Annotated in this window: 27 protein-coding genes; 19 read left to right on the top strand and 8 right to left on the bottom strand. The window is 60.2% G+C overall.

What is annotated here, in order from left to right:
* The first annotated feature begins 31 nt into the window (after nt 1-31).
* Genes O3A94_08075 through O3A94_08055 form a run of 5 tightly spaced genes read left to right on the top strand, consistent with a single transcriptional unit; the run spans nt 32 to nt 3,874 of the window.
* A complete protein-coding gene (locus O3A94_08075; protein ID MDA1356210.1) occupies nt 32-838 on the top strand; it encodes a (Fe-S)-binding protein in 807 nt (268 codons plus the stop codon).
* Nucleotides 839-845: 7 nt separating this feature from the next.
* The gene (locus tag O3A94_08070) at nt 846-2,264 is read left to right on the top strand and encodes a LutB/LldF family L-lactate oxidation iron-sulfur protein (protein ID MDA1356209.1); all 1,419 of its coding nucleotides are present in this window, start codon (nt 846-848) and stop codon (nt 2,262-2,264) included.
* Complete coding sequence (locus O3A94_08065) at nt 2,261-2,977, top strand: lactate utilization protein (GenBank protein ID MDA1356208.1); 717 nt, start codon at nt 2,261-2,263, stop codon at nt 2,975-2,977. Before O3A94_08070 ends, O3A94_08065 begins: the two co-directional genes overlap by 4 nt.
* An 11-nt stretch (nt 2,978-2,988) precedes the next feature.
* Nucleotides 2,989-3,543, top strand: coding sequence for a Smr/MutS family protein (locus O3A94_08060; GenBank protein MDA1356207.1), 555 nt, complete (start codon nt 2,989-2,991; stop codon nt 3,541-3,543).
* A 4-nt stretch (nt 3,544-3,547) separates the two neighbouring features.
* A complete protein-coding gene (locus O3A94_08055) occupies nt 3,548-3,874 on the top strand; it encodes a YkvA family protein (protein ID MDA1356206.1) in 327 nt (108 codons plus the stop codon).
* 8 nt (nt 3,875-3,882) lie between these two features.
* Here the strand turns inward: O3A94_08055 and hslU are convergent, their stop codons facing one another.
* A complete protein-coding gene (gene hslU, locus O3A94_08050; GenBank protein ID MDA1356205.1) occupies nt 3,883-5,193 on the bottom strand; it encodes an ATP-dependent protease ATPase subunit HslU in 1,311 nt (436 codons plus the stop codon).
* Nucleotides 5,190-5,750, bottom strand: a complete 561-nt coding sequence (gene hslV / locus O3A94_08045; GenBank protein MDA1356204.1) for an ATP-dependent protease subunit HslV — start codon at nt 5,748-5,750, stop codon at nt 5,190-5,192. Before hslV ends, hslU begins: the two co-directional genes overlap by 4 nt.
* Nucleotides 5,751-6,008: 258 nt before the next feature.
* Here hslV and hisB point away from each other — a divergent pair, with 258 nt between their 5' ends.
* The 8 genes from hisB to O3A94_08005 are packed head-to-tail and all read left to right on the top strand — an operon-like array spanning nt 6,009 to nt 10,615.
* Nucleotides 6,009-6,626: an imidazoleglycerol-phosphate dehydratase HisB gene (gene hisB / locus O3A94_08040; GenBank protein ID MDA1356203.1), complete on the top strand. Its 618-nt coding sequence runs from the start codon at nt 6,009-6,011 to the stop codon at nt 6,624-6,626.
* A 7-nt stretch (nt 6,627-6,633) separates the two neighbouring features.
* Nucleotides 6,634-7,146, top strand: coding sequence for a DUF2628 domain-containing protein (locus O3A94_08035; protein ID MDA1356202.1), 513 nt, complete (start codon nt 6,634-6,636; stop codon nt 7,144-7,146).
* A gap of 16 nt (nt 7,147-7,162) precedes the next feature.
* Complete coding sequence (gene hisH, locus O3A94_08030) at nt 7,163-7,810, top strand: imidazole glycerol phosphate synthase subunit HisH (protein MDA1356201.1); 648 nt, start codon at nt 7,163-7,165, stop codon at nt 7,808-7,810.
* Between the two features lie 13 nt (nt 7,811-7,823).
* Nucleotides 7,824-8,342: a GNAT family N-acetyltransferase gene (locus O3A94_08025; protein ID MDA1356200.1), complete on the top strand. Its 519-nt coding sequence runs from the start codon at nt 7,824-7,826 to the stop codon at nt 8,340-8,342.
* Nucleotides 8,339-9,064: a 1-(5-phosphoribosyl)-5-[(5-phosphoribosylamino)methylideneamino]imidazole-4-carboxamide isomerase gene (hisA, locus tag O3A94_08020; protein MDA1356199.1), complete on the top strand. Its 726-nt coding sequence runs from the start codon at nt 8,339-8,341 to the stop codon at nt 9,062-9,064. The genes O3A94_08025 and hisA overlap by 4 nt, the downstream gene beginning before the upstream one ends.
* A 25-nt stretch (nt 9,065-9,089) precedes the next feature.
* A complete protein-coding gene (gene hisF / locus O3A94_08015; protein MDA1356198.1) occupies nt 9,090-9,845 on the top strand; it encodes an imidazole glycerol phosphate synthase subunit HisF in 756 nt (251 codons plus the stop codon).
* A 54-nt stretch (nt 9,846-9,899) separates the two neighbouring features.
* On the top strand, nt 9,900-10,223 hold the full coding sequence (locus O3A94_08010; protein MDA1356197.1) for a phosphoribosyl-ATP diphosphatase: 324 nt from the start codon (nt 9,900-9,902) through the stop codon (nt 10,221-10,223).
* A gap of 29 nt (nt 10,224-10,252) precedes the next feature.
* Nucleotides 10,253-10,615 carry a histidine triad nucleotide-binding protein gene (locus O3A94_08005; GenBank protein ID MDA1356196.1) on the top strand — a complete coding sequence of 121 codons (363 nt, stop codon included), beginning with the start codon at nt 10,253-10,255 and terminating at the stop codon, nt 10,613-10,615.
* A gap of 165 nt (nt 10,616-10,780) precedes the next feature.
* On the opposite strand, the gene O3A94_08000 is transcribed toward O3A94_08005, so the two are convergent.
* From O3A94_08000 to O3A94_07975, 6 genes are all read right to left on the bottom strand, one after another.
* Entirely contained in the window at nt 10,781-11,020 is a 240-nt protein-coding gene (locus O3A94_08000; GenBank protein ID MDA1356195.1) for a MoaD/ThiS family protein, read from the bottom strand.
* 10 nt (nt 11,021-11,030) lie between these two features.
* Nucleotides 11,031-12,860, bottom strand: a complete 1,830-nt coding sequence (locus O3A94_07995) for an aldehyde ferredoxin oxidoreductase family protein (GenBank protein MDA1356194.1) — start codon at nt 12,858-12,860, stop codon at nt 11,031-11,033.
* A 46-nt stretch (nt 12,861-12,906) separates the two neighbouring features.
* The gene (locus O3A94_07990) at nt 12,907-14,421 is read right to left on the bottom strand and encodes a YifB family Mg chelatase-like AAA ATPase (protein MDA1356193.1); all 1,515 of its coding nucleotides are present in this window, start codon (nt 14,419-14,421) and stop codon (nt 12,907-12,909) included.
* A 75-nt stretch (nt 14,422-14,496) separates the two neighbouring features.
* Nucleotides 14,497-15,198 (bottom strand): dienelactone hydrolase family protein, encoded by a 702-nt coding sequence (locus O3A94_07985; GenBank protein MDA1356192.1) that lies wholly within the window; start codon nt 15,196-15,198, stop codon nt 14,497-14,499.
* A 26-nt stretch (nt 15,199-15,224) separates the two neighbouring features.
* Nucleotides 15,225-15,707: a methylated-DNA--[protein]-cysteine S-methyltransferase gene (locus tag O3A94_07980; protein MDA1356191.1), complete on the bottom strand. Its 483-nt coding sequence runs from the start codon at nt 15,705-15,707 to the stop codon at nt 15,225-15,227.
* Nucleotides 15,704-17,770, bottom strand: a complete 2,067-nt coding sequence (locus tag O3A94_07975; protein ID MDA1356190.1) for a thioredoxin domain-containing protein — start codon at nt 17,768-17,770, stop codon at nt 15,704-15,706. Before O3A94_07975 ends, O3A94_07980 begins: the two co-directional genes overlap by 4 nt.
* Nucleotides 17,771-17,915: 145 nt before the next feature.
* Here O3A94_07975 and O3A94_07970 point away from each other — a divergent pair, with 145 nt between their 5' ends.
* The 6 genes from O3A94_07970 to O3A94_07945 all read left to right on the top strand — a co-directional run.
* Nucleotides 17,916-18,170 (top strand): DUF6489 family protein, encoded by a 255-nt coding sequence (locus O3A94_07970; protein MDA1356189.1) that lies wholly within the window; start codon nt 17,916-17,918, stop codon nt 18,168-18,170.
* Nucleotides 18,167-18,547 carry a (2Fe-2S) ferredoxin domain-containing protein gene (locus O3A94_07965; protein ID MDA1356188.1) on the top strand — a complete coding sequence of 127 codons (381 nt, stop codon included), beginning with the start codon at nt 18,167-18,169 and terminating at the stop codon, nt 18,545-18,547. The genes O3A94_07970 and O3A94_07965 overlap by 4 nt, the downstream gene beginning before the upstream one ends.
* Nucleotides 18,548-18,640: 93 nt before the next feature.
* Entirely contained in the window at nt 18,641-19,981 is a 1,341-nt protein-coding gene (gene mnmE / locus O3A94_07960) for a tRNA uridine-5-carboxymethylaminomethyl(34) synthesis GTPase MnmE (GenBank protein MDA1356187.1), read from the top strand.
* Nucleotides 19,982-20,053: 72 nt separating this feature from the next.
* Nucleotides 20,054-21,940 carry a tRNA uridine-5-carboxymethylaminomethyl(34) synthesis enzyme MnmG gene (mnmG, locus tag O3A94_07955; GenBank protein MDA1356186.1) on the top strand — a complete coding sequence of 629 codons (1,887 nt, stop codon included), beginning with the start codon at nt 20,054-20,056 and terminating at the stop codon, nt 21,938-21,940.
* 90 nt (nt 21,941-22,030) lie between these two features.
* Nucleotides 22,031-22,660 (top strand): 16S rRNA (guanine(527)-N(7))-methyltransferase RsmG, encoded by a 630-nt coding sequence (gene rsmG / locus O3A94_07950; protein ID MDA1356185.1) that lies wholly within the window; start codon nt 22,031-22,033, stop codon nt 22,658-22,660.
* A 20-nt stretch (nt 22,661-22,680) separates the two neighbouring features.
* Nucleotides 22,681-23,505: AAA family ATPase (locus O3A94_07945; GenBank protein ID MDA1356184.1), on the top strand; the 825-nt coding region annotated here is incomplete at its 3' end.

Below are 23,505 nucleotides of genomic sequence, written 5' to 3'. Positions count from 1 at the left end.
CGCGCCGTTCGCACGGAAGGAAAGCGAGATTATGAGTGAAAAGCCTGAGCGCGGCACCGTCAGGGTTGGTCTGTTCGTCACCTGCTTGGTCGATCTGTTCCGCCCCAGCGTCGGCTTCGCAGCGGTCAAGCTGCTCGAGGATGCCGGCTGCATAGTCGAAGCGCCGAGTGCGCAAATCTGCTGCGGCCAACCGGCGCATAATTCGGGCGACAGCCGCAATACCAGGGCTATCGCCCGCCAAGTGATCGAATCCTTCGAAAGGTTCGATGCCGTGGTGGCGCCATCTGGCTCTTGCGCCGGCATGATCAAACATCATTATCCCGTGCTCTTCGCAGACGATGCCGCCTGGCGTCCGCGTGCCGAGGCGCTCGCTGCCAAAACATTCGAGCTGGTGTCGTTTCTCACCGATGAGTTGGGCGTGGAAACGGTGGCGGCGGAGTTCAACGGCAGCGTCACCTATCACGATTCCTGTGCCGGCCTGCGCGAACTCGGCGTGCAAGAACAGCCGCGCCGGCTGTTGGCGAGCGTCCACGGATTGCAGTTGAAGGAGCTACCGGGCGCCAATGTGTGCTGTGGCTTCGGCGGAACTTTTTGTATCAAATATCCGGAAATTTCGACCCGCATGGTCAGCGATAAAGTGGCCGATATCGCAGATACCGGCGCCGGTACATTGTTGGCCGGAGATCTCGGTTGCCTCTTGAACATGGCCGGCCGCTTGACCCGCGAAGGCCGTGGCGTAGAAACACGCCATGTTGCCGAAGTTCTCGCCGGCATGGCGGATGGGCCGGCGATCGGCGAACCCGCAGGCGCCAAGCGCCGCGCTCGGCAAACAGGTTAAGGCGAAGATGCAATCAACCAGCCATGATTTTATCGCCCGCGCCCAAAAGGGCCTTGTAGACGAAAACCTGCAGGATGCCCTGTCGCGTTTTCGAACGGGCTTTTCGGTCAAGCGATCCGAAGCGGCGGCGCTCCTGCCGGAATTCGAGGCGCTCCGTGATCAGGCCGTGGAGATAAAGAATCACACGCTGGAGCATCTTGATTTCTATCTCGAGCGTTTCGCCGACAAGGTCGAGGAAAGCGGCGGTGTGGTCCATTGGTGCGTGACCCCCGAAGACGCGCGTCAAACGGTGTTGGATATTTGCCGCGCCGTCGAAGCGAAAACAGTCACTAAATCAAAATCAATGATCGGCGAGGAAATCGGCCTCAATCAATTTCTTGAAGCAAACGATATCGAGCCGATTGAGACCGATCTCGGTGAATATATCGTCCAGCTCGCGGGCGAATATCCAAGCCACATCATCGCGCCTGCTGTTCACAAAACCAAAGACCAGGTCGCCGACCTGTTTTACGAACATCACAAGGAAAAAGGCGGCGGCAAACGGCTGGAAGAAGTCGACGAGCTGGTAGACGAGGCGCGCGCCATGTTGCGTCATCGTTTCATTGACGCCGATGTCGGCATTACCGGCGCCAATTTTCTCGTCGCCGAGACCGGCACCACCGCCATCGTCACCAACGAGGGCAATGGTGATCTGACGCAAATATTGCCGCGCGTACATATCGTGCTCGCCACCCTGGAGAAGGCGGTCCCGACGCTCGACGACATGAGCACCATTCTACGCGTGCTGGCACGCTCCGCCACCGGGCAGGAATTCTCGACCTATACCACACTCTCAACCGGGCCCAAGCGACCCGGTGATCTGGACGGGCCGGAGGCGTTCCACGTCATCTTGCTCGACAATGGCCGCAGCGGCATGCTGGGCTCCGAATTCCGTGAGGTGCTGCGCTGCATTAAATGTGGCGCCTGCATGAACCATTGCCCGGTATACGGTGCGATCGGTGGCCATGCCTATGGCTGGGTTTATCCGGGCCCGGTGGGCGCAGTGCTGACGCCGAATCTGGTGGGCCTGAAAGAAGCCCATCATCTGCCCAATGCCTCAACCTTTTGTGGCCGCTGCGAAGAAGTATGCCCAATGCGTATTCCGCTCCCCGGCCTCATGCGGCGCTGGCGTGAACAGGAATTTGACGCCGGCCTGCAAGCGCCGCGCTATCGCCTGGGATTAGCGTTCTGGGCCTGGCTGGTGCGCCACCCCGCCAGCTACCGGCTGACCACAGCGTTGCTGGTCCGAGCGCTGCGCCTGCTCGGCGCCCGGCGCGGCCGCATCGCCAGCTTACCGTTCGCTCATGGCTGGACGGCGGGGCGCGATATGCCGACGCCCGAGGGCGGATCGTTTCACGCCAAATGGCGCCGCCGGGGCCGGGCATGAGCGGCAATACAACAGAGAATGCAGCGAACGGCGCAGGCAAGGGGCGCGACCGTATCCTTGGCGCGCTCCGGCGCAGTCTCGGACGGGAGGAATTGCCGGCTTCGGTGCGCGAGGAATTGTCGGCACGCCTCAGCTCGCCCAAGAGCAACCTAATCCCGGCCCGCGGCGATGGATCTCCCGCCGACCAAGTGGCGCTATTTTCCAAGATGGCGGAAGCCGTGCAGGCGAGTGTCGTGCGCGTGCCGAACGGTGCTGATGTGCCGGATGCGGTGGCGGAATATTTGGCGCAGAACAATCTACCGAGCGATATGGTGATGGCGCCGGATACCGCGCTAGATAGTTATCCCTGGGCATCGCGGCCGATGCTCAACATGCGCCGCGGCCGCGCCGAGGATGCCGATCAGGTGAGCATCACCGGCGCCGACATGGCATTCGCCGAAACCGGTACGCTGATGCTGACATCCGATGCGACGCGGCCCTCGACGCTGAACTTCCTGCCCGAGAATCATATTGTGGTGCTGCGTGCCGATCAGATTACCGGCGCTTATGAAGAAGGCTGGCGCCGCCTGCGCGCCGAGGGTGAGGACGGCGCCTTCATGCCGCGCACGGTCAATCTGATCACCGGGCCGTCGCGCACTGGTGATATCGAACAGCGCCTCCAGCTTGGCGCGCACGGCCCCCGGCGTCTGCACATCATCATCGTTGAAGCGTGAGAGCCGGGGCGATGGCGCATAAACGCTCCGTCAGCCGCGAAGAGCAATCGCTGTGGCGCCAGGTGACGGGCGACGTCGATCCAATATATTCGCAGCCGCTCGAAGAACCCAAGACCCGGAGCGCGCCCGACAAGGCCAAGAAACCGAAGCCGCCAACGGCCATTGCTTCAACCGTCGTTCCGCCGCCGCCGCCGGCCCCAACCCGAGCTAAGCTGCTGCCCGAATTGGCGCCCGGCAAAACCGCTGGCCTCGATAAGCGCAATGCTCAGCGCCTGAAGCGTGGTCAGCTGCGGCCCGAAGCGCGGGTCGATCTGCACGGCATGACCCAATCGGAAGCGCACGCGGAATTGAACAGCTTTCTCGCCGAATGCTGGATGGCCGATCGCCGCTCGGTGTTGGTTATCACCGGCAAGGGTTCGGTGCGCGAAGGCGGCGTGCTGCGCCGCATGGTGCCGCTCTGGCTCAATCAGCCGCCGCTCCGCGAAATGGTGATTGCCATCGAGCAGGCGACGCCGCGCGACGGTGGTGCCGGCGCGTTATATCTACTGCTGCGCCGCCGGCGTTAGCGCCATGAGTTGGGTGGCGCGCGTCAAGGAAAAGGTCCGGGCGCTCAAGATCGAGCTGCATGCCATGTGGTTCGTCTTCCGCCATCCCAACACGCCGTGGACGGCCAAGGCAATCTTGATCGTGGTGCTGCTTTACGCCGCCAGCCCGATCGACATTATTCCCGATTTCATTCCATTTTTCGGCATGCTCGACGATATCGTGATCATCGTCGCCGGACTGTGGCTGGTGCGCCGCTTGATTCCCGAAGCAGTGATGGCTGAGTGCCGCGAAAAGGCGCGCACTGTAGACCGCGAAGGCGGCCTGATCCGCAGCCTCTTCCGCGACGAGTAGCTGCCGCGCTACAAAATAAATTTGCTGAGGTCGGTGTCCTTGGCGAGATCGGCGACGCGGCTGTCGACATATTCCCTGTCGATGGCGATGGTCTCGCCGCTGCGGTCGGTGGCCTCGAAACTAATCTCTTCCAGCAATTTTTCCATCACCGTATGGAGGCGCCGCGCGCCGATATTCTCGACCGCACGATTCACCTCGGCGGCAAGATCGGAGATCGCGTCGATGGCGTCGTCACTGAATTCAAGGGTGATTTTCTCGGTGCCGAGAAGCGCCACATATTGCCGGATAAGACTGTTTTCGGGCTCGGTCAGAATGCGTTTCAGATCATCCCGGGTGAGCGCTTGCAGTTCCACTCGGATCGGCAGGCGGCCCTGGAGTTCAGGCAGCAAATCGGATGGCTTGGAAAGGTGAAACGCGCCCGACGCGATGAACAGGATATGGTCCGTGGTGATCGTGCCATGTTTGGTCGCCACCGCCGTTCCCTCAATCAAAGGCAAAAGATCGCGCTGCACGCCTTCGCGGCTGACATCGGCGCCCATGCGGTCGGAGCGGGCGCAGATTTTATCGATCTCGTCGATAAAGACGATGCCATTATTGGCTGCGTTTTCGAGTGCAATGCGTACCACTTTGTCCTGATCCAATAGTCGGTCGCTCTCCTCCTCGATCAGCACATCGTAGGATTCGGCCACCGTCATGCGCTTGGATTTCTTCTGATCGCCCATGGCCTTGCCGAGCATCTCGCCGATATTGACCATGCCCATTTGTGCGCCCGGCATGCCGGGAATCTCGAACGAGGGAAGTGACCCACCGGCGCTCTCGGAGACTTCGATATCGATCTCCTTCTCCGCCAACTCGCCGTCGCGCAGCTTGGCACGGAATTTTTGCCGGGTCTCTTTGCCGGCGCTCTTGCCGACCAGCGCATCGAGCACCCGTTCCTCGGCAAGAAGTTCAGCTTTGGCCGTGACTTCCTTGCGCATCTGTTCGCGCGTCATATGGATGGAGATTTCCACCAAATCGCGCACGATCTGCTCGACATCGCGTCCGACATAACCAACTTCGGTAAATTTGGTCGCCTCGACCTTGAGGAAAGGCGCCTGCGCCAGGCGCGCCAGGCGGCGCGCGATCTCGGTCTTGCCGACACCGGTTGGGCCGATCATCAGAATATTCTTGGGCAGGACTTCCTCGCGCAAATCTTCCGGCAATTGGTGGCGCCGCCAGCGGTTGCGCATGGCAATGGCAACGGAGCGTTTGGCGTCATTCTGGCCGACAATGAATCGGTCGAGTTCGGAAACAATTTCGCGCGGACTAAAGCTGGTCATTTCGGCAATTTCTCCACCACCAGGGAATTGTTGGTGTAAATGCAGATATCCGCGGCAATCGCCATGGCCTTGCGCGCCACCGCTTCGGCGTCGAGGCCTTCCATGTCGACCAGGGCGCGCGCCGCGGCGAGCGCGAAATTTCCGCCTGAGCCAATGGCAATCAGGCCGTCCTCGGGCTCCAGCACATCGCCGGTGCCGGTCAGCACCAAGGATATCTCGGCGTCGGCCACCGCCATCATCGCTTCGAGGCGGCGCAGGTAGCGGTCAGTGCGCCAATCCTTGGCAAGCTCGACGCTGGCCCGCATAAGCTGGCCGGGATGTTGCTCAAGCTTGGCTTCAAGGCGCTCGAACAAGGTGAAGGCATCGGCCGTGGCGCCGGCGAAGCCGGCAATAATGCTGCCGTCGCCAAGGCGCCGCACCTTACGGGCATTGGATTTAATCACCGTATGGCCAAGTGTCACCTGGCCGTCGCCGGCGACGACGACGGTGTCGCCCTTGCGCACAGAAAGTATGGTTGTGCCGTGCCAAATGGCGGGCTCGGACGAATTGTTGCTGATGGTTCTCTCCCTTGCGGCGCTGCGTTTCGGCATGGTGGGCCACGGTTGCCCCCTGTGGCCGGCGCCCCTGCTCCCACAATGTGGTGATTGGCCGCGGTGGGTCAAGGGCGCGAGACCATTCCGCGAAACGGGCGCTAGATCAATAGAAAAGCTTGTGTTGGGTCAAGAGTCTGGCGAATTTTACCGGTTCTTGCTACAAGGGCGCCCAGTTACCCCGAAATTCTGGGCTCGGAGCCCGCCAAATAGAGCAACCGCGCCATGAAGCAGCCGTCGCGCACCGCCCGTGTGGAACGGGTCACCAAGGAAACCAGCATCACCGTCGATATCAATCTCGATGGTGAAGGAAGCTATGACGTCTCGACCGGCATCGGATTTCTCGATCATATGCTGGAGCAATTGTCGCGTCACAGCCTGATTGACTTGAACATTAGGGCTAAGGGCGACCTCGAGGTGACTTTCCACCACACCACCGAGGATACCGGCATCGCGGTTGGCGAGGCGGTGAGCCGCGCGCTCGCTGATCGGCGTGGAATTCAGCGCTATGGCAGTGCGTTCATACCGATGGACGAAGCCTGCGTGCGCGTCAGCCTCGACATCAGCAACCGGCCATATCTGATATGGCGGGTGGAATTCGCCCGCCCGCGGCTTGACGATATGGACACGGAGCACTTCAAGGAGTGGTTCCAAGCCTTCGCCCAGGCTGCCGGCATCACGCTGCATGTCGAATGCCTGTACGGCGAAAATAGCCACCACATTGTGGAGGCTTGCTTCAAAGGGCTGGCACGCGCCCTGCGCGAGGCAATTTCGCTCGACCCGCGGGCGGCGCTTCGCATTCCGTCAACCAAGGGCACGCTCGGCGGAGAGGTCGAGGCTTGAGGGCGAGATGCGGTATTATACGGTCCACCTTCCGCGCGGGCTGAGCCAAGGCCGACCGGCGGAGAACGACACTTCACGGCACGCCAGACAGGCGCTCGGCGCCGCACTGTTTGTGCGCGAGGGATTCAGCTGGTTGGCGTTTTTCTTTTCCATTCCCTGGGCTATCGCGAACGGCTTATGGTTCGGTGCCTTGGCCATGGCGGCGGCGCTCGCTGTGATCATCGGCCTGCCCGAAATTTTTGCCCTGGATTGGGCCAGCCGGGCGGTTTTGCTGCTCGGTTATGCGTTGTTTTGCGGTTTCAACGGCAATGACTGGCGCCGCCTCGGACTCGATCAGAGCAATTGGGATTTGGTCAGCGTCATCGCCGCGCGCGACCGCGGCCATGCCTTGATGCGCCTGGCGCGCCAATTGAGCGACGGCGCTGAAAATGATTCAGATGCGCCGCCAGCGGAGACACCGGGCCCGTCGCCAACTGGTCCCCGGCTCGATTTCGGCCCGAGCCCCGGCTTTTGGTCTTGATCGGGGATTCGCAGCGATGACGGTAGTCATTATCGATTACGGCTCGGGCAATCTGCGATCCGCCGCCAAGGCGTTTGAGCGCGCGGCCGGGGTGGCGGGCCCCGAAATCCGAGTGAGCGATAGCGCAGCCGATGTCGCGCGGGCCGCGCGCATCGTATTGCCCGGTGTCGGTGCCTTCGCCGATTGCAAACGAGGCGTCGAGGCGCTGCCCGGCATGCGCGATGCGCTTGAGGAAGCGGTGATCGGGCGTGGCGTGCCGTTTCTCGGCATCTGCGTCGGCATGCAATTGATGGCGCGTTTTGGCTTTGAGAATGGCAAACATAAAGGTTTCGGCTGGATCGACGGCGAAGTCGTCGCCTTGGCGCCGGCCAATGGCCTCAAAGTGCCGCATATGGGCTGGAACGATCTTATCCTTGCTGAGCCCGGCGCCGAGCGCGGCCATGCGGTGCTGGCCGGCCTCGACAGCGGCACCCATACTTATTTCGTTCATGGCTATCACTTGCGCTGCGCCGAGCCTGCCGAGGTCATCGCCACGGTGACATACGGCGAGGCTATCACCGCGGTGGTCGGGCGCGACAACATGGTAGGCACCCAATTTCATCCCGAGAAAAGCCAGCAGGCGGGGCTCCGCCTGATCGCCAATTTTCTCGCCTGGCAGCCATGATTTGGTGCGCGACATGACGCCGCAAGTGAAAGTCGAAAAAACCTTGAAGCTGAGCACGCGCGAGCTGAGCGAGCTGTGCGACGCGGCCTCGGCAGCGATCCGGGACGGCGCCGGATTCGGCTGGCTGCGTCCGCCGCAGGCGCAGGATTTCGAGCGTTATTGGCGCGGTGTCATTTTGGTACCGGAGCGTACCCTGTTCGTCAGCCGGCTCGACGGCGTCATCGGCGGCTCGGTTCAACTGGTCTCGCCGCCGCCGCAAAAAGAAGCCTGGGCATTCGCCTGTCAGATTGACACCCATTTCGTCGCCCCCTGGGCGCGTGGCCATGGCATGGCCCGCGTGCTTCTCGAGCATATCGAGGAAGAGGCGCGCGCCCACGGTTTCGACGTGATGAATTTGTCGGTGCGGGAAACCCAGACTGCAGCGCTGAATCTGTATGAGACGCTCGGCTTCCAACGCTGGGGAACGCATCCGAAATACGCTCAAGTCGATGGCAAGACCGTCGCGGGCCAATTTTATTTCAAGGAATTATGATTCTTTATCCGGCGATTGACCTGAAGGACGGCCAGTGCGTGCGTCTAGTGCAGGGCGAGATGGACCGTGCCACCGTATTTTCCGATGACCCGGCTGCGCAGGCGCGGAGCTTCGCCGCGGCCGGCTTCGCCTGGATTCATGTGGTCGATCTCAACGGCGCCTTTGCCGGCCGGCCGGTAAACGGCGATGCCGTGGACGCCATACTCGGCGCAGTGACAATCCCGCTGCAACTGGGTGGCGGAATCCGCGACATGGCAACCATCGACTATTGGTTAGCGCGCGGCGTCGCGCGGGTAATTCTCGGCACCATCGCCTTGCGCAATCCTGACCTGGTCCGCACCGCCTGCCGGACGCATCCGGGCCGCATCGCCGTCGGCATTGACGCTCGCGATGGGCGCGTCGCGGTCGAAGGCTGGGCAGAGACCTCCGAAACCGAGGCGCTCGATCTCGCGCAGTCTTTTGAGGATGCCGGCGTGGCGGCGATCATCTATACGGATATCGGGCGCGACGGCGCCATGCAGGGGCCGAATGTCGCGGCCACAGCCGCCCTCGCCGGTCACATCACGACGCCGGTCATCGCCTCGGGCGGCGTGTCCAGTCACGCCGACTTGGCGGCGCTGAAAGCGGAAGAAGCGGCGGGCATTGACGGTGTGATCTGTGGCCGCGCGCTGTATGACGGGCGCATCGAACCCGCCGCTGCATTGGCCTTGCTGGCGGCTTGAACGCGGCCGGAACGGGGCCTGAACAATGTTGAAAATGCGCATCATCCCCTGCCTCGACGTGCATGACGGGCGCGTCGTCAAAGGCGTCAACTTCGTTGATTTGGTCGATGCCGGCGATCCGGTGGAACAAGCGACCATCTATGACGCGCAAGGTGCCGACGAGCTGTGCTTTCTCGATATCACCGCCACCCATGAGGGGCGTGAAAGCATGTATGACGTGATCCGGCGCACCGCCGATGTCTGCTTCATGCCGTTGACCGTCGGTGGCGGTGTGCGCAGCACCGAGGATGTGCGGAAATTGCTGCTGGCCGGTGCCGACAAGGTCTCGATCAACTCAGCCGCGGTCAAGCATCCGGAGTTCGTCGCCGCGGCGGCGGAAAAGTTCGGCCGGCAATGTATCGTTGTGGCGATCGACGCCAAACGGACTGGCTCCGGGCGTTTCGAAATATTCACCCATGGCGGGCGCGAGCCGACCGGGATTGAGGCGATCTCTTGGGCCCGGCGCATGACCGAATTGGGTGCCGGTGAGATCCTGCTGACGTCGATGGACCGCGATGGCACCAAGCAGGGCTTCGATATAGAACTTACGCGCGCTGTGGCGGATGCCGTCGGCGTGCCGGTAATCGCATCGGGCGGTGTCGGCACCCTTGACCATCTGGTGGCGGGCATTCATGACGGCCACGCCACCGCCGTGCTTGCCGCGTCGATCTTCCATTTTGGCCAACACACCATCGCCGAAGCCAAGGCGCATATGCGCGCCGCCGGCATAGCAATGCGTTGATCTAGGCCGGGCAACAACTTATCCATAGGGACGAGTCAGATGCAGGAGACAGCCATGGCCGATAGCGATTCGGTGCTCGACGAGCTTTACCGCGTGATCGAGAGCCGCAAGGGCGGCGATCCCGAGCAATCCTACACCGCGAAAAAATTCGCCAAAGGCACGGACCATATTGCCAAAAAAATCGGCGAGGAAGCGACCGAAGTCGCCATAGCGGCGGCGCGGCGTCAGCGCGACGAGATTGTGGCGGAAAGCGCCGACCTGTTGTTTCACTTGCTGATTTTGTGGGCCGATCAAGGCATCCGCCCTGAGGAGGCGCTCGATGCGCTGCGCGCACGGCGCGGCGTCTCCGGGTTGGACGAGAAAAAATCCCGCGCCTGATTGAAAATCAAGATTTGGGGAGGCATGAGATGGGTTATCAGCCGGACAATATTTTTGCCAAAATCTTACGCGGCGAAATTCCCAACAGCACGGTCTACGAAGATGATGAAGTGCTGGCGTTTCACGATATCGGCCCGCAGGCGCCGGTGCATGTATTGGTGATTCCCAAGGGCGCATATGTTTCGCTCGATGATTTCACGCGCGATGCGCCGGTGGAAGTAGTCGGGCGGTTTTTTCAAAAAGTGGGCGAGATCGCGCGTCAATTGGGTGTCGATGGCGACGGCTACCGGGCAATCGCCAACATCGGCCAGAATGGCGGCCAGGAAGTGCCGCATTTCCATATGCATATTTGTGCCGGCCGCGCGTTGGGACGAATGATCGCGCGGGAATAACCCAGCATCACCAGGGATGTTCTGGCACTGGAGATTGTGCTTCACGAAGCCGGCAACTTTAAAAAGCCGAGCGGCTGAAAGCACTGCCGAGATCAAACCGCCACGTCTCCCGCCACCCTGAAACCATTCACCGAATCGTTCGGCTATAGCGGCAGCTGGTTCGCCCTAGCCGCCATGGATTGGTGGAAACACCGTCAGGATGTCATCGGCCTTTAACAGCGTTGCGGCGCGCGTGCCGGCGGGAACGGATTCATCGTTCAACAGCGTCGCGTGACCTTCGGGCTTTTGCAATCCCAACCCGGCCAGGGCGTCGGCGACCGTCGCGCCCTCAGGTATTTCCATCACCCGTTCGGTTTCCGGCGGCGCGGGCGGGCGAATGGCCACTAGCTTGACGGTGATTTTCATGTGCCGGACATTAGGTAAGCGACAGGCGCTGCAAGGTCTGGGTGGTCGGCACGCCTTCGTCGTCCCAGCCGCGCATCTCGTAATAGGCCGGCAGCATTTTGTCGAGCTCCGCCACCTTGCCCTTGCCGGCGCCGCTCTTCGCCGCGTCCTTTAAAATGCGTTTGGGCAAGGTATCGTCCTTGCCGGTGAGGCCGGCATCGAGATTGAAACGGCGTTCCAGGTTCCAAATTCGCTCGCCGGTATCTGCTAGGCGCTCGGCGGTCCAACCGCCGCCACAGGCCGCATCGATCTGCGACGCGACGTCGCTCAAGTCCCAGACACTCATCGGGAATACGCAGAGCCCGCTTGAATCCACCGCGGCCACGGCATTCTGCGATTCGTAAACGATTTTCGCCTTGCCCTCGATCGCGCCGCCATTGAAATCGTCGCCGAAGGGATCGGCGCGGAGATGGCAGGCGCCGCGGTTGCTGGTGGCGTAGGCGAGGGCCATGCCTTGCATCGCACGCCCGTCATAGCCGGGAAATTCCTGACCTTTGACGACCATGGCAAGATCGGGATTGCCATATTTTTCACACAACAATTTCGCGCCGAGGCCAAGATCGACGCCGAAGCCCTCGCCGAGACCGGCAAGCTCGACGGCCTTCACCAATGCTTCCGCCGAGCCGAATTCAAGCTTCAGGCCGTCGGTTTCGGCGTCGGTGATCGCGCCAATTTCGTAAAGCTCCATCGCCGCCGCGAGCGTGGCGCCGAACGAGATCGGGTCCATGCCTTCTTCGTTGCAAATATAATTGGCGTAGGTCGCGGCATCGATATCGTCGACGCCGACCATCGGCCCGAGCGCATAAACGGATTCATATTCGAGCCCGCCTGAGGCTTTCTTGTAGCGGTCTTTGCCCTCGACGGAGAAATGCTTGGGGTCAACTTTAACCACTCGCCCGCAACCGATGGTGCAACTAAAGCAAGCCTTGGTGTTGATCAGATTCGGTTGGCCGTCAGAGCGCCTGGGCGCCGCCATGGCGCTGGCGCCGATCTTGCTCGTGCCTTCGAACTGCACATCGCGGTTGTTGCGCGTCGGCAGGCTGCCGAAGGCCTGGGTGATATCGAGCATGGATATCGTGCCGGTTGCCGCCAACCCGGCGCGGTCGCCGCTCGGGTCGAGCTTGGCACGCGCCGCCGTGACGGCAGCGTGGAACGCATCGGCATTCTTCACCTGCACGCCGGTGGTGCCGCGCACCGCGATGGCTTTGAGGTTTTTGGAGCCCATCACCGCGCCGACGCCGGAGCGTCCCGCCGCGCGGTCGAGATCATTTATCACGCAGGCATAGCGCGCGAGTTTTTCGCCGGCGCGCCCGATCGACGCGATGCGGATGCGGCCATCCTGGTGGCGCTCCTTGATGCGCGCCTCAGTTTCCCAAACCGATTGGCCCCAAATAAAATCACGCGCGTCGAGAAGCTCGGCTTTGTCATCTTCGATGTGAAGATAAACTGGCGTTTTGGCTTTGCCTGTAATGAGCACCATATCCCAGCCGGCGAGACGCAATTCACCGCCCCAATAGCCGCCCGAATTGGAACACGCTATGGCGCCGGTGAGCGCGCCCTTGGTGATGACCGAATAGCGCCCGCCGGTTGCGGCGCTGGTGCCGGTTAAGGGGCCGGTAGCGAAAATCAGCACATTTCCTGGCGACAGCGGATCTGCCGCCGGGTCCATTTCTTCAGAAAGATATTTCGTCGCGAGGCCGCGTTGTCCGAGAAATTGCCCCGCCCACTCCATATTGAGCGCTTCCGCCTGGCAGGTGCCTTTTGTGAGGTCGACGCGTAGGATTTTCTCGTGCCATGCCATGGTTTCGCTCCGATTTTCTGGTTCGATGTTCCGTCAGACCACAATATTAGACTTGTCGGTGGATGCGCCGATAACTCAACGCCTCGGCGATGTGAATGCGTCCCACCGCGGCGCTGTCTTCGAGGTCGGCCAACGTGCGAGCGACGCGCATGACTCGATGATAGCCCCGCGCTGAGAGTTTCATCCGGTCTACCGCCTCGGTCAAGAGTGCTTTGCCGCTAGGGTCCGGCATCGCCACTTGGTCGAGCAGTTCGCCTTCGGCTTCGGCGTTGGTGCGCACCTCACCATCGAGCGCCGCATAGCGCGCGCGTTGGATATCGCGCGCACTCGCTACTCGCGCCGCAACCTCGGCCGAACCCTCGGCCGGCGGCGGCAGGGACAGATCGGCAGCGGAAAGCTCCGGCACCTCAACATGAAGATCGATGCGGTCGTAGAGCGGCCCGGAAATGCGTGCCTGATACTCTCGGGCGCAGCGCGGCACCCGCGTGCATTCCCGCTCCGGGTCGCCTAAATAGCCGCAGCGGCACGGATTCATCGCGGCGATCAGTTGGAAGCGTGCCGGATAGGTAACATGGGCGTTGACCCGGGCGATGCTGATTTTCCCGGATTCAGTGGGCTGGCGCAGCGCATCCAGCACCGCGCGCGAGAATTCCGGCAGTTCGTCAAGGAACAGCACACCTTGATGGGCAAGCGAGGCCTCGCCCGGCTTGGCACGGGCGCCGCCGCCAACCAGAGCCGGCATAGATGCGGAATGATGCGGATCACGAAAGGGCCGATTGAGCGTCACGGCGCCGTTGCGCAACTGGCCAGCCACCGAAGCGATCATCGAGACGGTCAGCGCCTCGCGCGCGTCGAGCGGCGGCAGGATGCCGGGCAGACGCTGGGCGAGCATTGATTTGCCGGCGCCGGGCGGGCCGATCATCAACAGATTGTGGCCGCCCGCCGCGGCGACTTCGAGGGCGCGCTTGGCCGTCTCCTGGCCTTTAATATCCTTGAGATCGGGATAGACCGCGCCCTTCCCCAGCACCGCGGGGAGCGGTGGCGAGATGATCTGGCTGCCTTTGAAATGATTGATGAGGGCCAGTAGCGATCCGGCGGCGACGACATCTCCGCCGCCGGCCCAAACTGCTTCGGCGCCGTTCGCTTGCGGGCAGATCAGGCCGAGATTGTTGGCATTGGCCGCGACGGCGGCCAGCAGCACGCCGGCCACCGGAATGAGCGCGCCGTCTAGGCCGAGTTCTCCGAGCGCGGCATATTCGGCCATTTCCTCGACGCCGACGACATCCATGGCGACGAGCAGGCCGAGCGCGATGGGGAGATCGAAATGGCTGCCTTCCTTGAGCATATCGGCAGGCGCGAGATTGACCGTGATGCGCTTGGGCGGCAACGCCAGGCCCATGGCGCCGATCGCACTGCGCACGCGTTCGCGCGATTCACCGACCGCCTTATCCGGCAGACCGACGATGGTGAAGCTCGGCAGGCCAGCCGAGATGCTGACTTGCACATCCACGTCGAGCGCCTCGATGCCCTGAAAGGCGACCGTGTTGATATGGGCGACCATGCCGCCGTCCTTCCGCAATAGCTGCTCATGGTTTTACCACAGCCATGGTTGCACTGATGGTTTGTGACGCAGGTCCTATGCAAGATGTTGGGCAAAAAACTCCGCTGTACGGGTGTTCGCTTGTGTCGCGCAGGCGGCATCGAAATGCTCGCCGCCGGTGCGGGCGAAGGCATGATCGACATTCGCGTAGGAATGGATCGTGACTTTAGCGTTGCCGCCAAGCCCATCCTTGATGGCGGTTTGCGCTTCCGGCGGCACGAATTGATCGAGCTCGGCAATATGCATCATATGCGGGCCGGAAATATTGGTCGCTTCACCGAGCGCGTCCTGAATGCCAACACCGTAATAGCCTATGGAAGCATCCGCCGTGGTCCGCGCCGCCACCAAATAGGCCAGCATACCGCCCAAACAATATCCCACCGCGCCGACCTTGCCGGTGCAGCCGTCGAGCACACGCAACTGTTCGAGCGCGGCACCGGCGTCGGCCACGCCCTTGTCCATATCGAAGCCTTGATAAAAGCCGAACGCCTTGCCCCACTCGCCTTCCGACATGTCGGACAGCTCGACCCCCGGCTCTTGGCGCCAGAACAGATCGGGACAGAGCGCTATATAACCCTGGGCGGCCAAACGGTGGCAGGTCTCGCGCATGAAATAGTTAATACCAAATATTTCCTGCAGCACGATCACGCCGGCGCCGTTGCCGGAATCAGGGGTCGCTAAAAAACCCTGAAACGAGCCGCCGTCCGCGGCTTTGATGTCGATCATTTTGCCTGGCATATTCTGTTCCTCCGCTCGGTTTCTTTTCAGACCGCGAGCCTGGGCTGCGGCGTTTCAAGTTCTAACAGTAAATGCTTTGTCGCGCAGCCGTCGCCGCCGGAAAACCCGCCGATCCAGCCGCCGGCGCCGACGATGCGATGGCACGGTACGACGATGGCGATGGGATTGGCGCCGCAGGCGCCGCCGACGGCGCGCGGCGCGGAATCGACTTCCCTGGCGATTTCTCCATAGCTGCGGGTCTGACCGTACGGCACGTCACGCAGCGCCTGCCAGACCTTTTGCCGAAACGGCGTGCCCTCGGCGTGAAGTGGCAGGTCGAATTGTTTGAGCTTGCCGGCGAAGTAGGCTTCGATCTGCCGCGCCGTCTCACCGGCAAGGCCCTTCGTCGGCGCGCCCGCCGTTGCCGTGCCGTGCGCGCCGAATTCAAGCCACGTCAACGCTTCGTCTGATAGCTCGATGGTGAGCGGGCCAATGGGCGTCTCGATATGGTGGCGGGTCAGACCGCTCATGCATCTTGCTCCGTGATTTGCGCACCGGCGCTCGGGCCGGGTTCCATCGCGTCCTGTAACAGCGCGCGCAGCGCCGCCGCGTTGCTGACCGGAAGCGAACAGGTCGGGCCGACACAGAGATAGGCCGTGGCTTTGCCGTCCCGTTGCGTCTTGCCTGCCGCCGGATGGCCCGCCGGCATGCTGTTGCCCGGCTCGATAACGCTGAGGATACGGTTGGGCAGGCTGAGCGAATAAACGGTGCGAATCATCGCGTCGCTCTCACTCTCGCCGCGCGTGCCGACAATTACGATTTGCATGGCATTGTCCAGCAGATCGGAATTGTTAATCAGTGTCGGTATCGGCGCGAAACGCTCGCCGATCTCACCGGTGAAGGCGCGTACCAGAGCACTGGCGCGCTCCAGATAGGCTTCTTCCGCCGTCAAATGATAGACCCGGGCGAGTACCCCGACGAGGGTGCCGTTACCCGATGGCGTCGCATTGTCATGTGCCGATTTATTGCGCGCGATCAACTTCTCGCCGCTGTCCGGGCTGTAAAAATAGCCGCCCGCCTCTGCGTCCCAATATTGCCCGTCAAGGATTTCCAGCCAAGCTCGCGCACGCTCCAGGTAGACCGCCTCGCCGCTTACTTCGTACAGCATCAATGCGGCGCGCGACATCTCCGCGTAATCGTCGAGGAATTCGATCTCTTTGACCTGGCCGTGGCGGGCGGAATGGCGTAGCCGCGCGCCATCAGCCATTTCATTGGCGACATAGTCCCAAGCGCGGCGCGCCGCGGCCAACCAGTCAGGGCGCTCGAACACCGCAGCGGCAAAGGCGAGCGCGGCGATCATCATGCCGTTCCAATCGGCCAGCACTTTGTCATCCCAACTCGGCCAAATCCGCTTGTCGCGCACTGCCAGCAACTTGTCGCGCAACGGCTTCAACTGCGCCTCGTCAAGCGCGCCGCTATCGGGTCGGTAGCGCAGACGGTTGAGAATATTATTGCCCTCGAAATTGCCGAGGGTGGTCACGTCATAAACGCCTTTGAAGACTTGTGAATCGGCGCCGAGCAGGGCGTCTATTTCACTCTCCTGCCACACATAAAAGCGCCCTTCCTCGCCTTCCGAATCGGCGTCGAGCGCGCTGGCAAAAGCGCCCTCGCCGGTCACCATATCGCGCAACAACCACGCCACCGTTTGTTCCACCCGCTGCTCGAACAGCACTTCTTTGGTGTCTTGCCAAAGCTCACACAACTGCTCAAGAATTTGCGCATTGTCGTACAGCATCTTCTCGAAATGCGGAACCAGCCAGCGCTCATCGGTCGAGTAGCGCGAATAGCCGCCAGCGAGATGATCGTAAATGCCGCCTTCACTCATTTGGCGGGCCGACAGCAGCACGGCGGTGCGCATCAACTCAGAACCGGTGCGCCTATAATTGCGCCACAGAATATCCAGCATCGGAATCTGCGGAAACTTTGGCGCGCCGCCGATTCCGCCATGGCGCGGATCAACCTCGCGCAACAACATTTGGCTGATATTCTCAACCTGCTGTTCTTCGATATCGCCGCCGGGATTGTTGTCCGCCATCTTGCGCAATGCCTCGACCATATTGGTCTGGTTCTTGCGCACGTTTTCTGGATCATTGACATAGGCGCCGTGGATTTGCCTGAGCACGTCGCGAAATCCGGGCCGGCCAAAACGCGGCTCGCGCGGGAAGTAGGTGCCGCCCCAAAACGGCTCGCCGTCCGGATTGAGAAACATGGTGAGCGGCCAACCGCCTTGTTGTCCCATCAGTGAGATGGCGCGCTGGTAGATGGCGTCGAGGTCGGGGCGTTCCTCGCGGTCGATCTTGATGCTGACGAAAAGATCATTCATCAGCGCCGCCGTCTCCTCATGCTCAAAGCTCTCATGCGCCATGACGTGGCACCAGTGACAAGAGGAGTAACCGACGGACAATAAAATCGGCTTATTGGCTTCTTTGGCCTCCGCCAACGCCGCCGCGCCCCACGGGCGCCAATGTACCGGATTGTCGCGATGCTGTTGTAGATAGGGGCTGGATTCCCCAGCCAAAAGATTTCCGCTCATTCACTCCCCGCCGCGTTCAGTTCCCGCCACCTCGCTGCCGCCAATGAGGTTGTTGGAAGGATACAAACGTGAATATATATGGAAACGGCAGGCTTGCCAGCCGAACCGGCCCATTTCAGGGAACGCGCCATTTCGCGGGAACGTTATGAAAGTATCAATCGATATCGACTGCACGCCGGAAGAGGCGCGTAAATTTCTCGGTTTGCCCGACCTCGACAAAGTCCATCAGGCGACTCTGGAAGCGATCACCGCGCGTATGCGCGAGGCAGTTGGCGAATTCGATGCCGAATCGCTGCTGAAAAGCTGGACGTCGGGCGGGGCGAAAAGCTTGGAAGAAATGCAAAAGAGTTTTTGGGCCGGTTTCACTGGCGACGGGAAGGGCAAGGACAGCAAGACGTGAGCGCCACCGAACCGTTTTACCGCAGCCATATATTTTGTTGCGTCAACCAGCGCGCCGATGGTCATGCGCGCGGCTGCTGCGAAAAGCACGGCGCTAGCAAACTGCGCGCCCATTTGAAAGCACGCGTGAAGTCTTTGGGCATTGAAAATGTGCGCGTCAACGCCGCGCAATGCCTCGACCGCTGCGAGCTCGGTCCGACGATGGTGATTTATCCGGAAGGGGTGTGGTACACCTATCGGACTCGGGAAGATCTCGATGAAATTCTTGAACGCCATATACTTAAAGGCGAGCAGGTGGATCGACTAGTGCTGTACCCGGACCAGAAAGAGCCTGACGAAGCGCGCATCAATGGATCGGATACGCGCGCCGCGGAGTGACGCCGCGCCTTCCACTTTGTTTCGCAAAACAATAATTAGTCTTATTTTGAAAGCCTGGGGCGAGACTCCGCCATAGTTGGGGCAGCCACACAGATGCGCTTTGACGACACCATATTCGCGCTGGCCAGTGCACCGGGAAAATCTGCGGTGGCGATCGTGCGGCTGTCTGGTGGAGCGGCACGCGAGACCGTCTGCCGCCTCACGGGTGGCGAGCCGCCGGCGCCACGCCAGGCCGAGCTGCGCCGTCTCGCCGACCCGCACAATCACACGGAGATCGATCGGGCACTGGTGCTGTGGTTTCCCGGCCCGGCGAGCTACACCGGCGAGGACGTGGCGGAGTTTCATGTTCATGGTGGACGTGCCGTTATCGCTGCGCTGCTATCTGCGCTGAGCGCGATGAAAGAGTTGCGCCCGGCCGAGGCCGGTGAATTCTCGCGCCGCGCCTTCGAGCACGGCAAGCTCGATCTTACCGCCGCCGAAGGTATCGCCGATCTGGTTGATGCAGAAACCGAAATTCAGCGCCGCCAGGCGTTGCGGCAGAGTGGCGGTGCGCTTGGGGAACTGTACGAGGATTGGCGCCGGCGGTTGCTTAGAATTCGTGCATTAATTGAATCAACCATAGATTTCTCGGATCAGGAGTTGCCGGACGGGGTGCTTGATCCGGTTGCGCCGGAGATACACGCCATCAGCACCGAAATTTCCGCCCATCTGCGAGATGGTGGCCGGGGGGAGCGTTTGAGGGAGGGCGTCCAGGTCGCAATACTGGGCCCGGTAAACGCTGGGAAATCTAGTCTTCTCAATCGATTAGCCGGAAGAGACGCGGCTATTGTAGCAGCTGAAGAAGGCACAACGCGCGACGTCATCGAAGTACGTATGGATCTTGACGGCTGGCCGCTAACCGTGGCCGACACGGCAGGTCTGCGTGTCGCAACGAGCGACGTAGAGGCCGAGGGCATGCGGCGCGCTCACGCCCGTGCCGGTGAGGCCGATCTCAAGATTGTGCTGCTTGACGGCGCGCACTGGCCGAATAGCGACGAAGAGGTTGAGGCGTTGGTCGATAACGAGGCGCTGGCGGTGTTGAACAAATGTGACTTATTGGCTGAAAGTGCACCGGCGGCGCGTTTCGGCGGCAAACCGCTGCTTAAGGTCTCCTGCAAGACGGGCGAGGGCCTCGATGAATTGCTCGAGCGCATCAAGGATTTTCTTGAAGCGCGCTATCTGCCGTCAGATTCTCCGGTACTGACCCGGTCGAGACATCGCCATGCGTTGGAAAAATGTCTGGAATCGTTGCACAGATATGATATCGATGCGGGAGAGGAGCTTGCTGCGGAAGAACTGCGCCTGGCAGCCGATTGTTTGGGGCGGATAACCGGACGTAGCGATATTGAGCAGGTCCTGGATATCATTTTCAAAGAATTTTGCATCGGGAAGTAATCCCGCCTCATGCACTATATATAGACGCTAGGTGCGATATCACACCAAATGTAGGGAACATCTCTTTAAAACATGACGACTACACCATCAAAATATGACGTTATAGTTATCGGCGGGGGTCATGCCGGCTGTGAGGCCGCTGGCGCTGCGGCGCGCCTCGGCGCCGAGACGCTGCTCTTGACGCACAAGCTACAGACTATTGGGGAGATGTCGTGCAACCCGGCCATCGGTGGTTTGGCCAAGGGGACCTTGGTTCGCGAAGTCGATGCCTTGGACGGTCTGATGGGCCGCGTCGCGGATCAAGCAGGTATCCAATTTCGCGTTCTCAACCGCAGCAAGGGGCCCGCGGTGCACGGTCCGCGCGCGCAGCAGGATCGGGCACTTTATCGCGCCGCGATGCAGCAGGAGTTGAAGCAGCAGGCACATCTCACCCTGAGGGCCGAGGCGGTCGAGGACATCGTGGTTGACCGCGACGCGCGGATTACCGGTGTTGTGACCGCGCGCGGCGAAACGATCCTAGCATCGCGTGTGGTGCTTACCACGGGCACCTTTCTCAAAGGCGTTATTCACATTGGCGAGAAACGGATTTCTGCCGGTCGGGTGGGCGATCCTGCTGAAACAGGTCTTGCAGATACGTTGCAGGATCGGGGCTTTAGACTAGGGCGCCTGAAAACCGGCACGCCGCCCAGATTGGATGGTCGAACGATAGATTTTGCTGGTTTGCAGCGGCAACCTGGTGACAATCCACCACAGCCCTTCTCCTACCTAAATGATACGGTTTCGCAGCGGCAGATTGATTGTTTCATCACTGGAACAGGCATCGCGAGCCATGATCTCATTCGTGCAAATTTACTGAAATCAGCGCTTTACTCAGGTAATATAACTGGTGTTGGCCCGCGATATTGTCCGTCCATCGAAGATAAAATTACCCGTTTTCCCGATCGAAATTCACATCAAATTTTTCTTGAACCGGAAGGTCTCGAGGATCACACCATCTATCCCAATGGCATATCCACCTCTCTGCCGGAAGATGTGCAATTGGCGATGCTGCATACCATCCCAGGGCTCGAGAAAGTTCAGATGGTTCGGCCGGGTTATGCCATTGAGTATGATTTTATTGACCCTAGAGAGCTGTGGCCGAGCCTCCAGACGAAGCGCATCGGCGGTCTTTATCTTGCCGGCCAGATTAATGGTACCACAGGATATGAAGAAGCGGCGGCGCAAGGCATCATTGCCGGTTTGAATGCCGCGCTGGCCGCTGGTGGTTCCGACAAACCATTCATTTTGAACAGGGCGGATGCTTTTATTGGTGTGATGATCGATGACCTGACCACCCAGGGGGCCGCAGAACCCTATCGCATGTTCACGTCACGCTCTGAGTATCGCATCAAATTGCGGCCGGATAATGCTGACCAACGTTTGACCGCAAAGGCTATAGATTTGGGGTGTGTGGGTAGAGGGCGGCAAACGGCGTTTGAAGACAAAATGCGGGCTCAGGATCGAGCGTTGAGCCAGATGAAAAGCCTCGATGCCAGTCCCAATAAATTGTCGGAATACGGCGTTAAAGTGAAGCACGATGGGGTCCTTCGAAGTGCCCTAGAACTGTTGGCTTTCCCGGAAATAGATCAAGAACAGCTGGCGAGGATTTGGCCGCAATTGGGTAAGGTCGACAGTAAGATGTTTGCTCAGATCAAGATCGAATCCGGCTATACCCGTTATTTGGAACGTCAATCGGCCGATATAGATGCGTTCAAGAGGGACGAAGAGTTGCTTCTGCCCATTGGTCTTGATTATGGCCGGATTGGCGGATTATCGACAGAGGCGTGCAATAAATTGCAGACGGGTTTACCGCCAACGCTCGGCGCTGCATCGCGCATTGCCGGGGTTACCCCCGCAGCAATCACCGCACTTTTGCGCCACGTAAAACGGCTGGACCAAAGCTCTCTTAACCCTCGGTGAGGCATGACCTCCTAGGTAAGTGCGGAGACCGGCTGATTCAATTAGTTCCACTGTTTCACGTGAAACATTAGAGAAACCGCGGATGAATTCATGGCCCACTACGGCGTAGAAGATTTTGTCCGAGATTATGATGTTTCACGTGAAACATGCGCGCGCCTGGAGCAATTTGTACAGTTGCTGAGGCACTGGAACCGGCGCGTCAACTTGGTTTCCAAAGATTCACTAAATGATGTCTGGCGCCGCCACATCGCCGATTCGGCGCAATTGCGCGACGTGATACCAGCCTATGAAGGCGCGCTGATAGATGTTGGCAGCGGCGCCGGTTTCCCGGGCATGGTACTGGCCATCATGGGGCTAGCAGACATTCACTTGATAGAAGCTGGCGCCAAGAAATGCGTTTTTCTGCGCGAGGCGGCGCGCATCACCGGTTGCCAGGTGACAATCCACAATATTCGGCTAGGAGATGACTCGGCTTCACTCGCCGCCTTGCCAGTAGCGGCGATTGTCACCGCAAGGGCGGTTTCTCCTCTCGCAAAACTACTAGATATTGTTTTTCCTATCGTGTATGACAGAACATATTGTATGTTTTCAAAGGGCATGCAGGCAGAGGATGAACTAAAAGCAGCGCGTGAAAGCTGGCAATTTGATGTGCGACAGGTACCGAGCAAAGTGGAGCCGGGTGGCGTCATCCTAAAAATAAATCACATTCGCCGGCACTAGAATTGAAGCAAGGGGCCAACATGAACCAGGCACGCAAATTCTTCGTCGGCAAAGATGGCGTCTCGGGTACCGAGAAGTTTTCCGGGCGAATCATCGCCGTGGCGAATCAAAAGGGCGGAGTCGGCAAGACGACCACCGCAATCAATCTCGGCACCGCATTGGCTGCCGTCGGCCTAAAGGTTCTGATTCTTGACTTTGATCCGCAAGGCAATGCCAGCACCGGGCTTGGCATTAAGCATGAGAGCCGCGCACCGGGCAGCTACGGGCTTATCAACGGTGTGGCGCTGAGCGAGACCGTCCGCAGGACGAAAATTCCTAATCTCGATGTGGTGCCGTCGACGGTCGAATTGGCCGGTGCTGAATATGAATTGGCGCAAATATCCCGTCCGCAATATCTCCTGCAGCGCGCGATTAATCCAGAGGACGGGCTGGTCGGTGAGTTTGCCAGTGGATCTGCCAGTGGATCTGCTAGTCGATCAGGGCATGGCTCGCCGGAAGACGCGCGGGCTCGTTATGACTACATATTAATCGATTGTCCGCCCGCCCTCGGCATGTTGACCGTAAACGCGCTGGTGGCAGCTGATTCACTGCTGGTGCCGCTGCAATGCGAATTCTTTGCGCTGGAGGGCCTAAGTCAGTTGCTGAACATCTATGAGCGCGTGCGCACATCGTTCAATAGTGTCCTACAAATTCAAGGCGTCGTTCTCACAATGTATGACAAGCGGAACAATCTGTCCGAGCAGGTCGCCGAGGACGTGCGAAACCACTTAGGTTCTAAGGTGTATGACACCGTTATACCGAGAAATGTGCGTATTTCAGAAGCGCCGTCTTTCGGAAAACCTGTA

Source organism: Pseudomonadota bacterium (assembly GCA_027624955.1).
Lineage (GTDB): Bacteria > Pseudomonadota > Alphaproteobacteria > UBA828 > UBA828 > PTKB01.
This window is presented reverse-complemented; position numbering and strand designations above follow the sequence as displayed.

Bases quoted from the DNA above. Each gene is read 5' to 3' on its own strand.
- O3A94_07985 (MDA1356192.1), bottom strand. From the start codon at position 15,198: ATGCCAGGCAAAATGATCGACATCAAAGCCGCGGACGGCGGCTCGTTT.
- mnmG (MDA1356186.1), top strand. From the start codon at position 20,054: ATGACGACTACACCATCAAAATATGACGTTATAGTTATCGGCGGGGGT.
- O3A94_07980 (MDA1356191.1), bottom strand. From the start codon at position 15,707: ATGAGCGGTCTGACCCGCCACCATATCGAGACGCCCATTGGCCCGCTC.
- O3A94_08075 (MDA1356210.1), top strand. From the start codon at position 32: ATGAGTGAAAAGCCTGAGCGCGGCACCGTCAGGGTTGGTCTGTTCGTC.
- O3A94_08035 (MDA1356202.1), top strand. From the start codon at position 6,634: ATGCGGTATTATACGGTCCACCTTCCGCGCGGGCTGAGCCAAGGCCGA.
- rsmG (MDA1356185.1), top strand. From the start codon at position 22,031: ATGGCCCACTACGGCGTAGAAGATTTTGTCCGAGATTATGATGTTTCA.
- hisA (MDA1356199.1), top strand. From the start codon at position 8,339: ATGATTCTTTATCCGGCGATTGACCTGAAGGACGGCCAGTGCGTGCGT.
- hslU (MDA1356205.1), bottom strand. From the start codon at position 5,193: ATGACCAGCTTTAGTCCGCGCGAAATTGTTTCCGAACTCGACCGATTC.
- O3A94_08000 (MDA1356195.1), bottom strand. From the start codon at position 11,020: ATGAAAATCACCGTCAAGCTAGTGGCCATTCGCCCGCCCGCGCCGCCG.
- O3A94_08065 (MDA1356208.1), top strand. From the start codon at position 2,261: ATGAGCGGCAATACAACAGAGAATGCAGCGAACGGCGCAGGCAAGGGG.
- hisF (MDA1356198.1), top strand. From the start codon at position 9,090: ATGTTGAAAATGCGCATCATCCCCTGCCTCGACGTGCATGACGGGCGC.
- mnmE (MDA1356187.1), top strand. From the start codon at position 18,641: ATGCGCTTTGACGACACCATATTCGCGCTGGCCAGTGCACCGGGAAAA.
- O3A94_08010 (MDA1356197.1), top strand. From the start codon at position 9,900: ATGGCCGATAGCGATTCGGTGCTCGACGAGCTTTACCGCGTGATCGAG.
- O3A94_08005 (MDA1356196.1), top strand. From the start codon at position 10,253: ATGGGTTATCAGCCGGACAATATTTTTGCCAAAATCTTACGCGGCGAA.
- O3A94_08060 (MDA1356207.1), top strand. From the start codon at position 2,989: ATGGCGCATAAACGCTCCGTCAGCCGCGAAGAGCAATCGCTGTGGCGC.
- O3A94_08055 (MDA1356206.1), top strand. From the start codon at position 3,548: ATGAGTTGGGTGGCGCGCGTCAAGGAAAAGGTCCGGGCGCTCAAGATC.
- O3A94_07995 (MDA1356194.1), bottom strand. From the start codon at position 12,860: ATGGCATGGCACGAGAAAATCCTACGCGTCGACCTCACAAAAGGCACC.
- O3A94_07975 (MDA1356190.1), bottom strand. From the start codon at position 17,770: ATGAGCGGAAATCTTTTGGCTGGGGAATCCAGCCCCTATCTACAACAG.
- hisH (MDA1356201.1), top strand. From the start codon at position 7,163: ATGACGGTAGTCATTATCGATTACGGCTCGGGCAATCTGCGATCCGCC.
- O3A94_08070 (MDA1356209.1), top strand. From the start codon at position 846: ATGCAATCAACCAGCCATGATTTTATCGCCCGCGCCCAAAAGGGCCTT.
- O3A94_07970 (MDA1356189.1), top strand. From the start codon at position 17,916: ATGAAAGTATCAATCGATATCGACTGCACGCCGGAAGAGGCGCGTAAA.
- hisB (MDA1356203.1), top strand. From the start codon at position 6,009: ATGAAGCAGCCGTCGCGCACCGCCCGTGTGGAACGGGTCACCAAGGAA.
- O3A94_08025 (MDA1356200.1), top strand. From the start codon at position 7,824: ATGACGCCGCAAGTGAAAGTCGAAAAAACCTTGAAGCTGAGCACGCGC.
- O3A94_07990 (MDA1356193.1), bottom strand. From the start codon at position 14,421: ATGGTCGCCCATATCAACACGGTCGCCTTTCAGGGCATCGAGGCGCTC.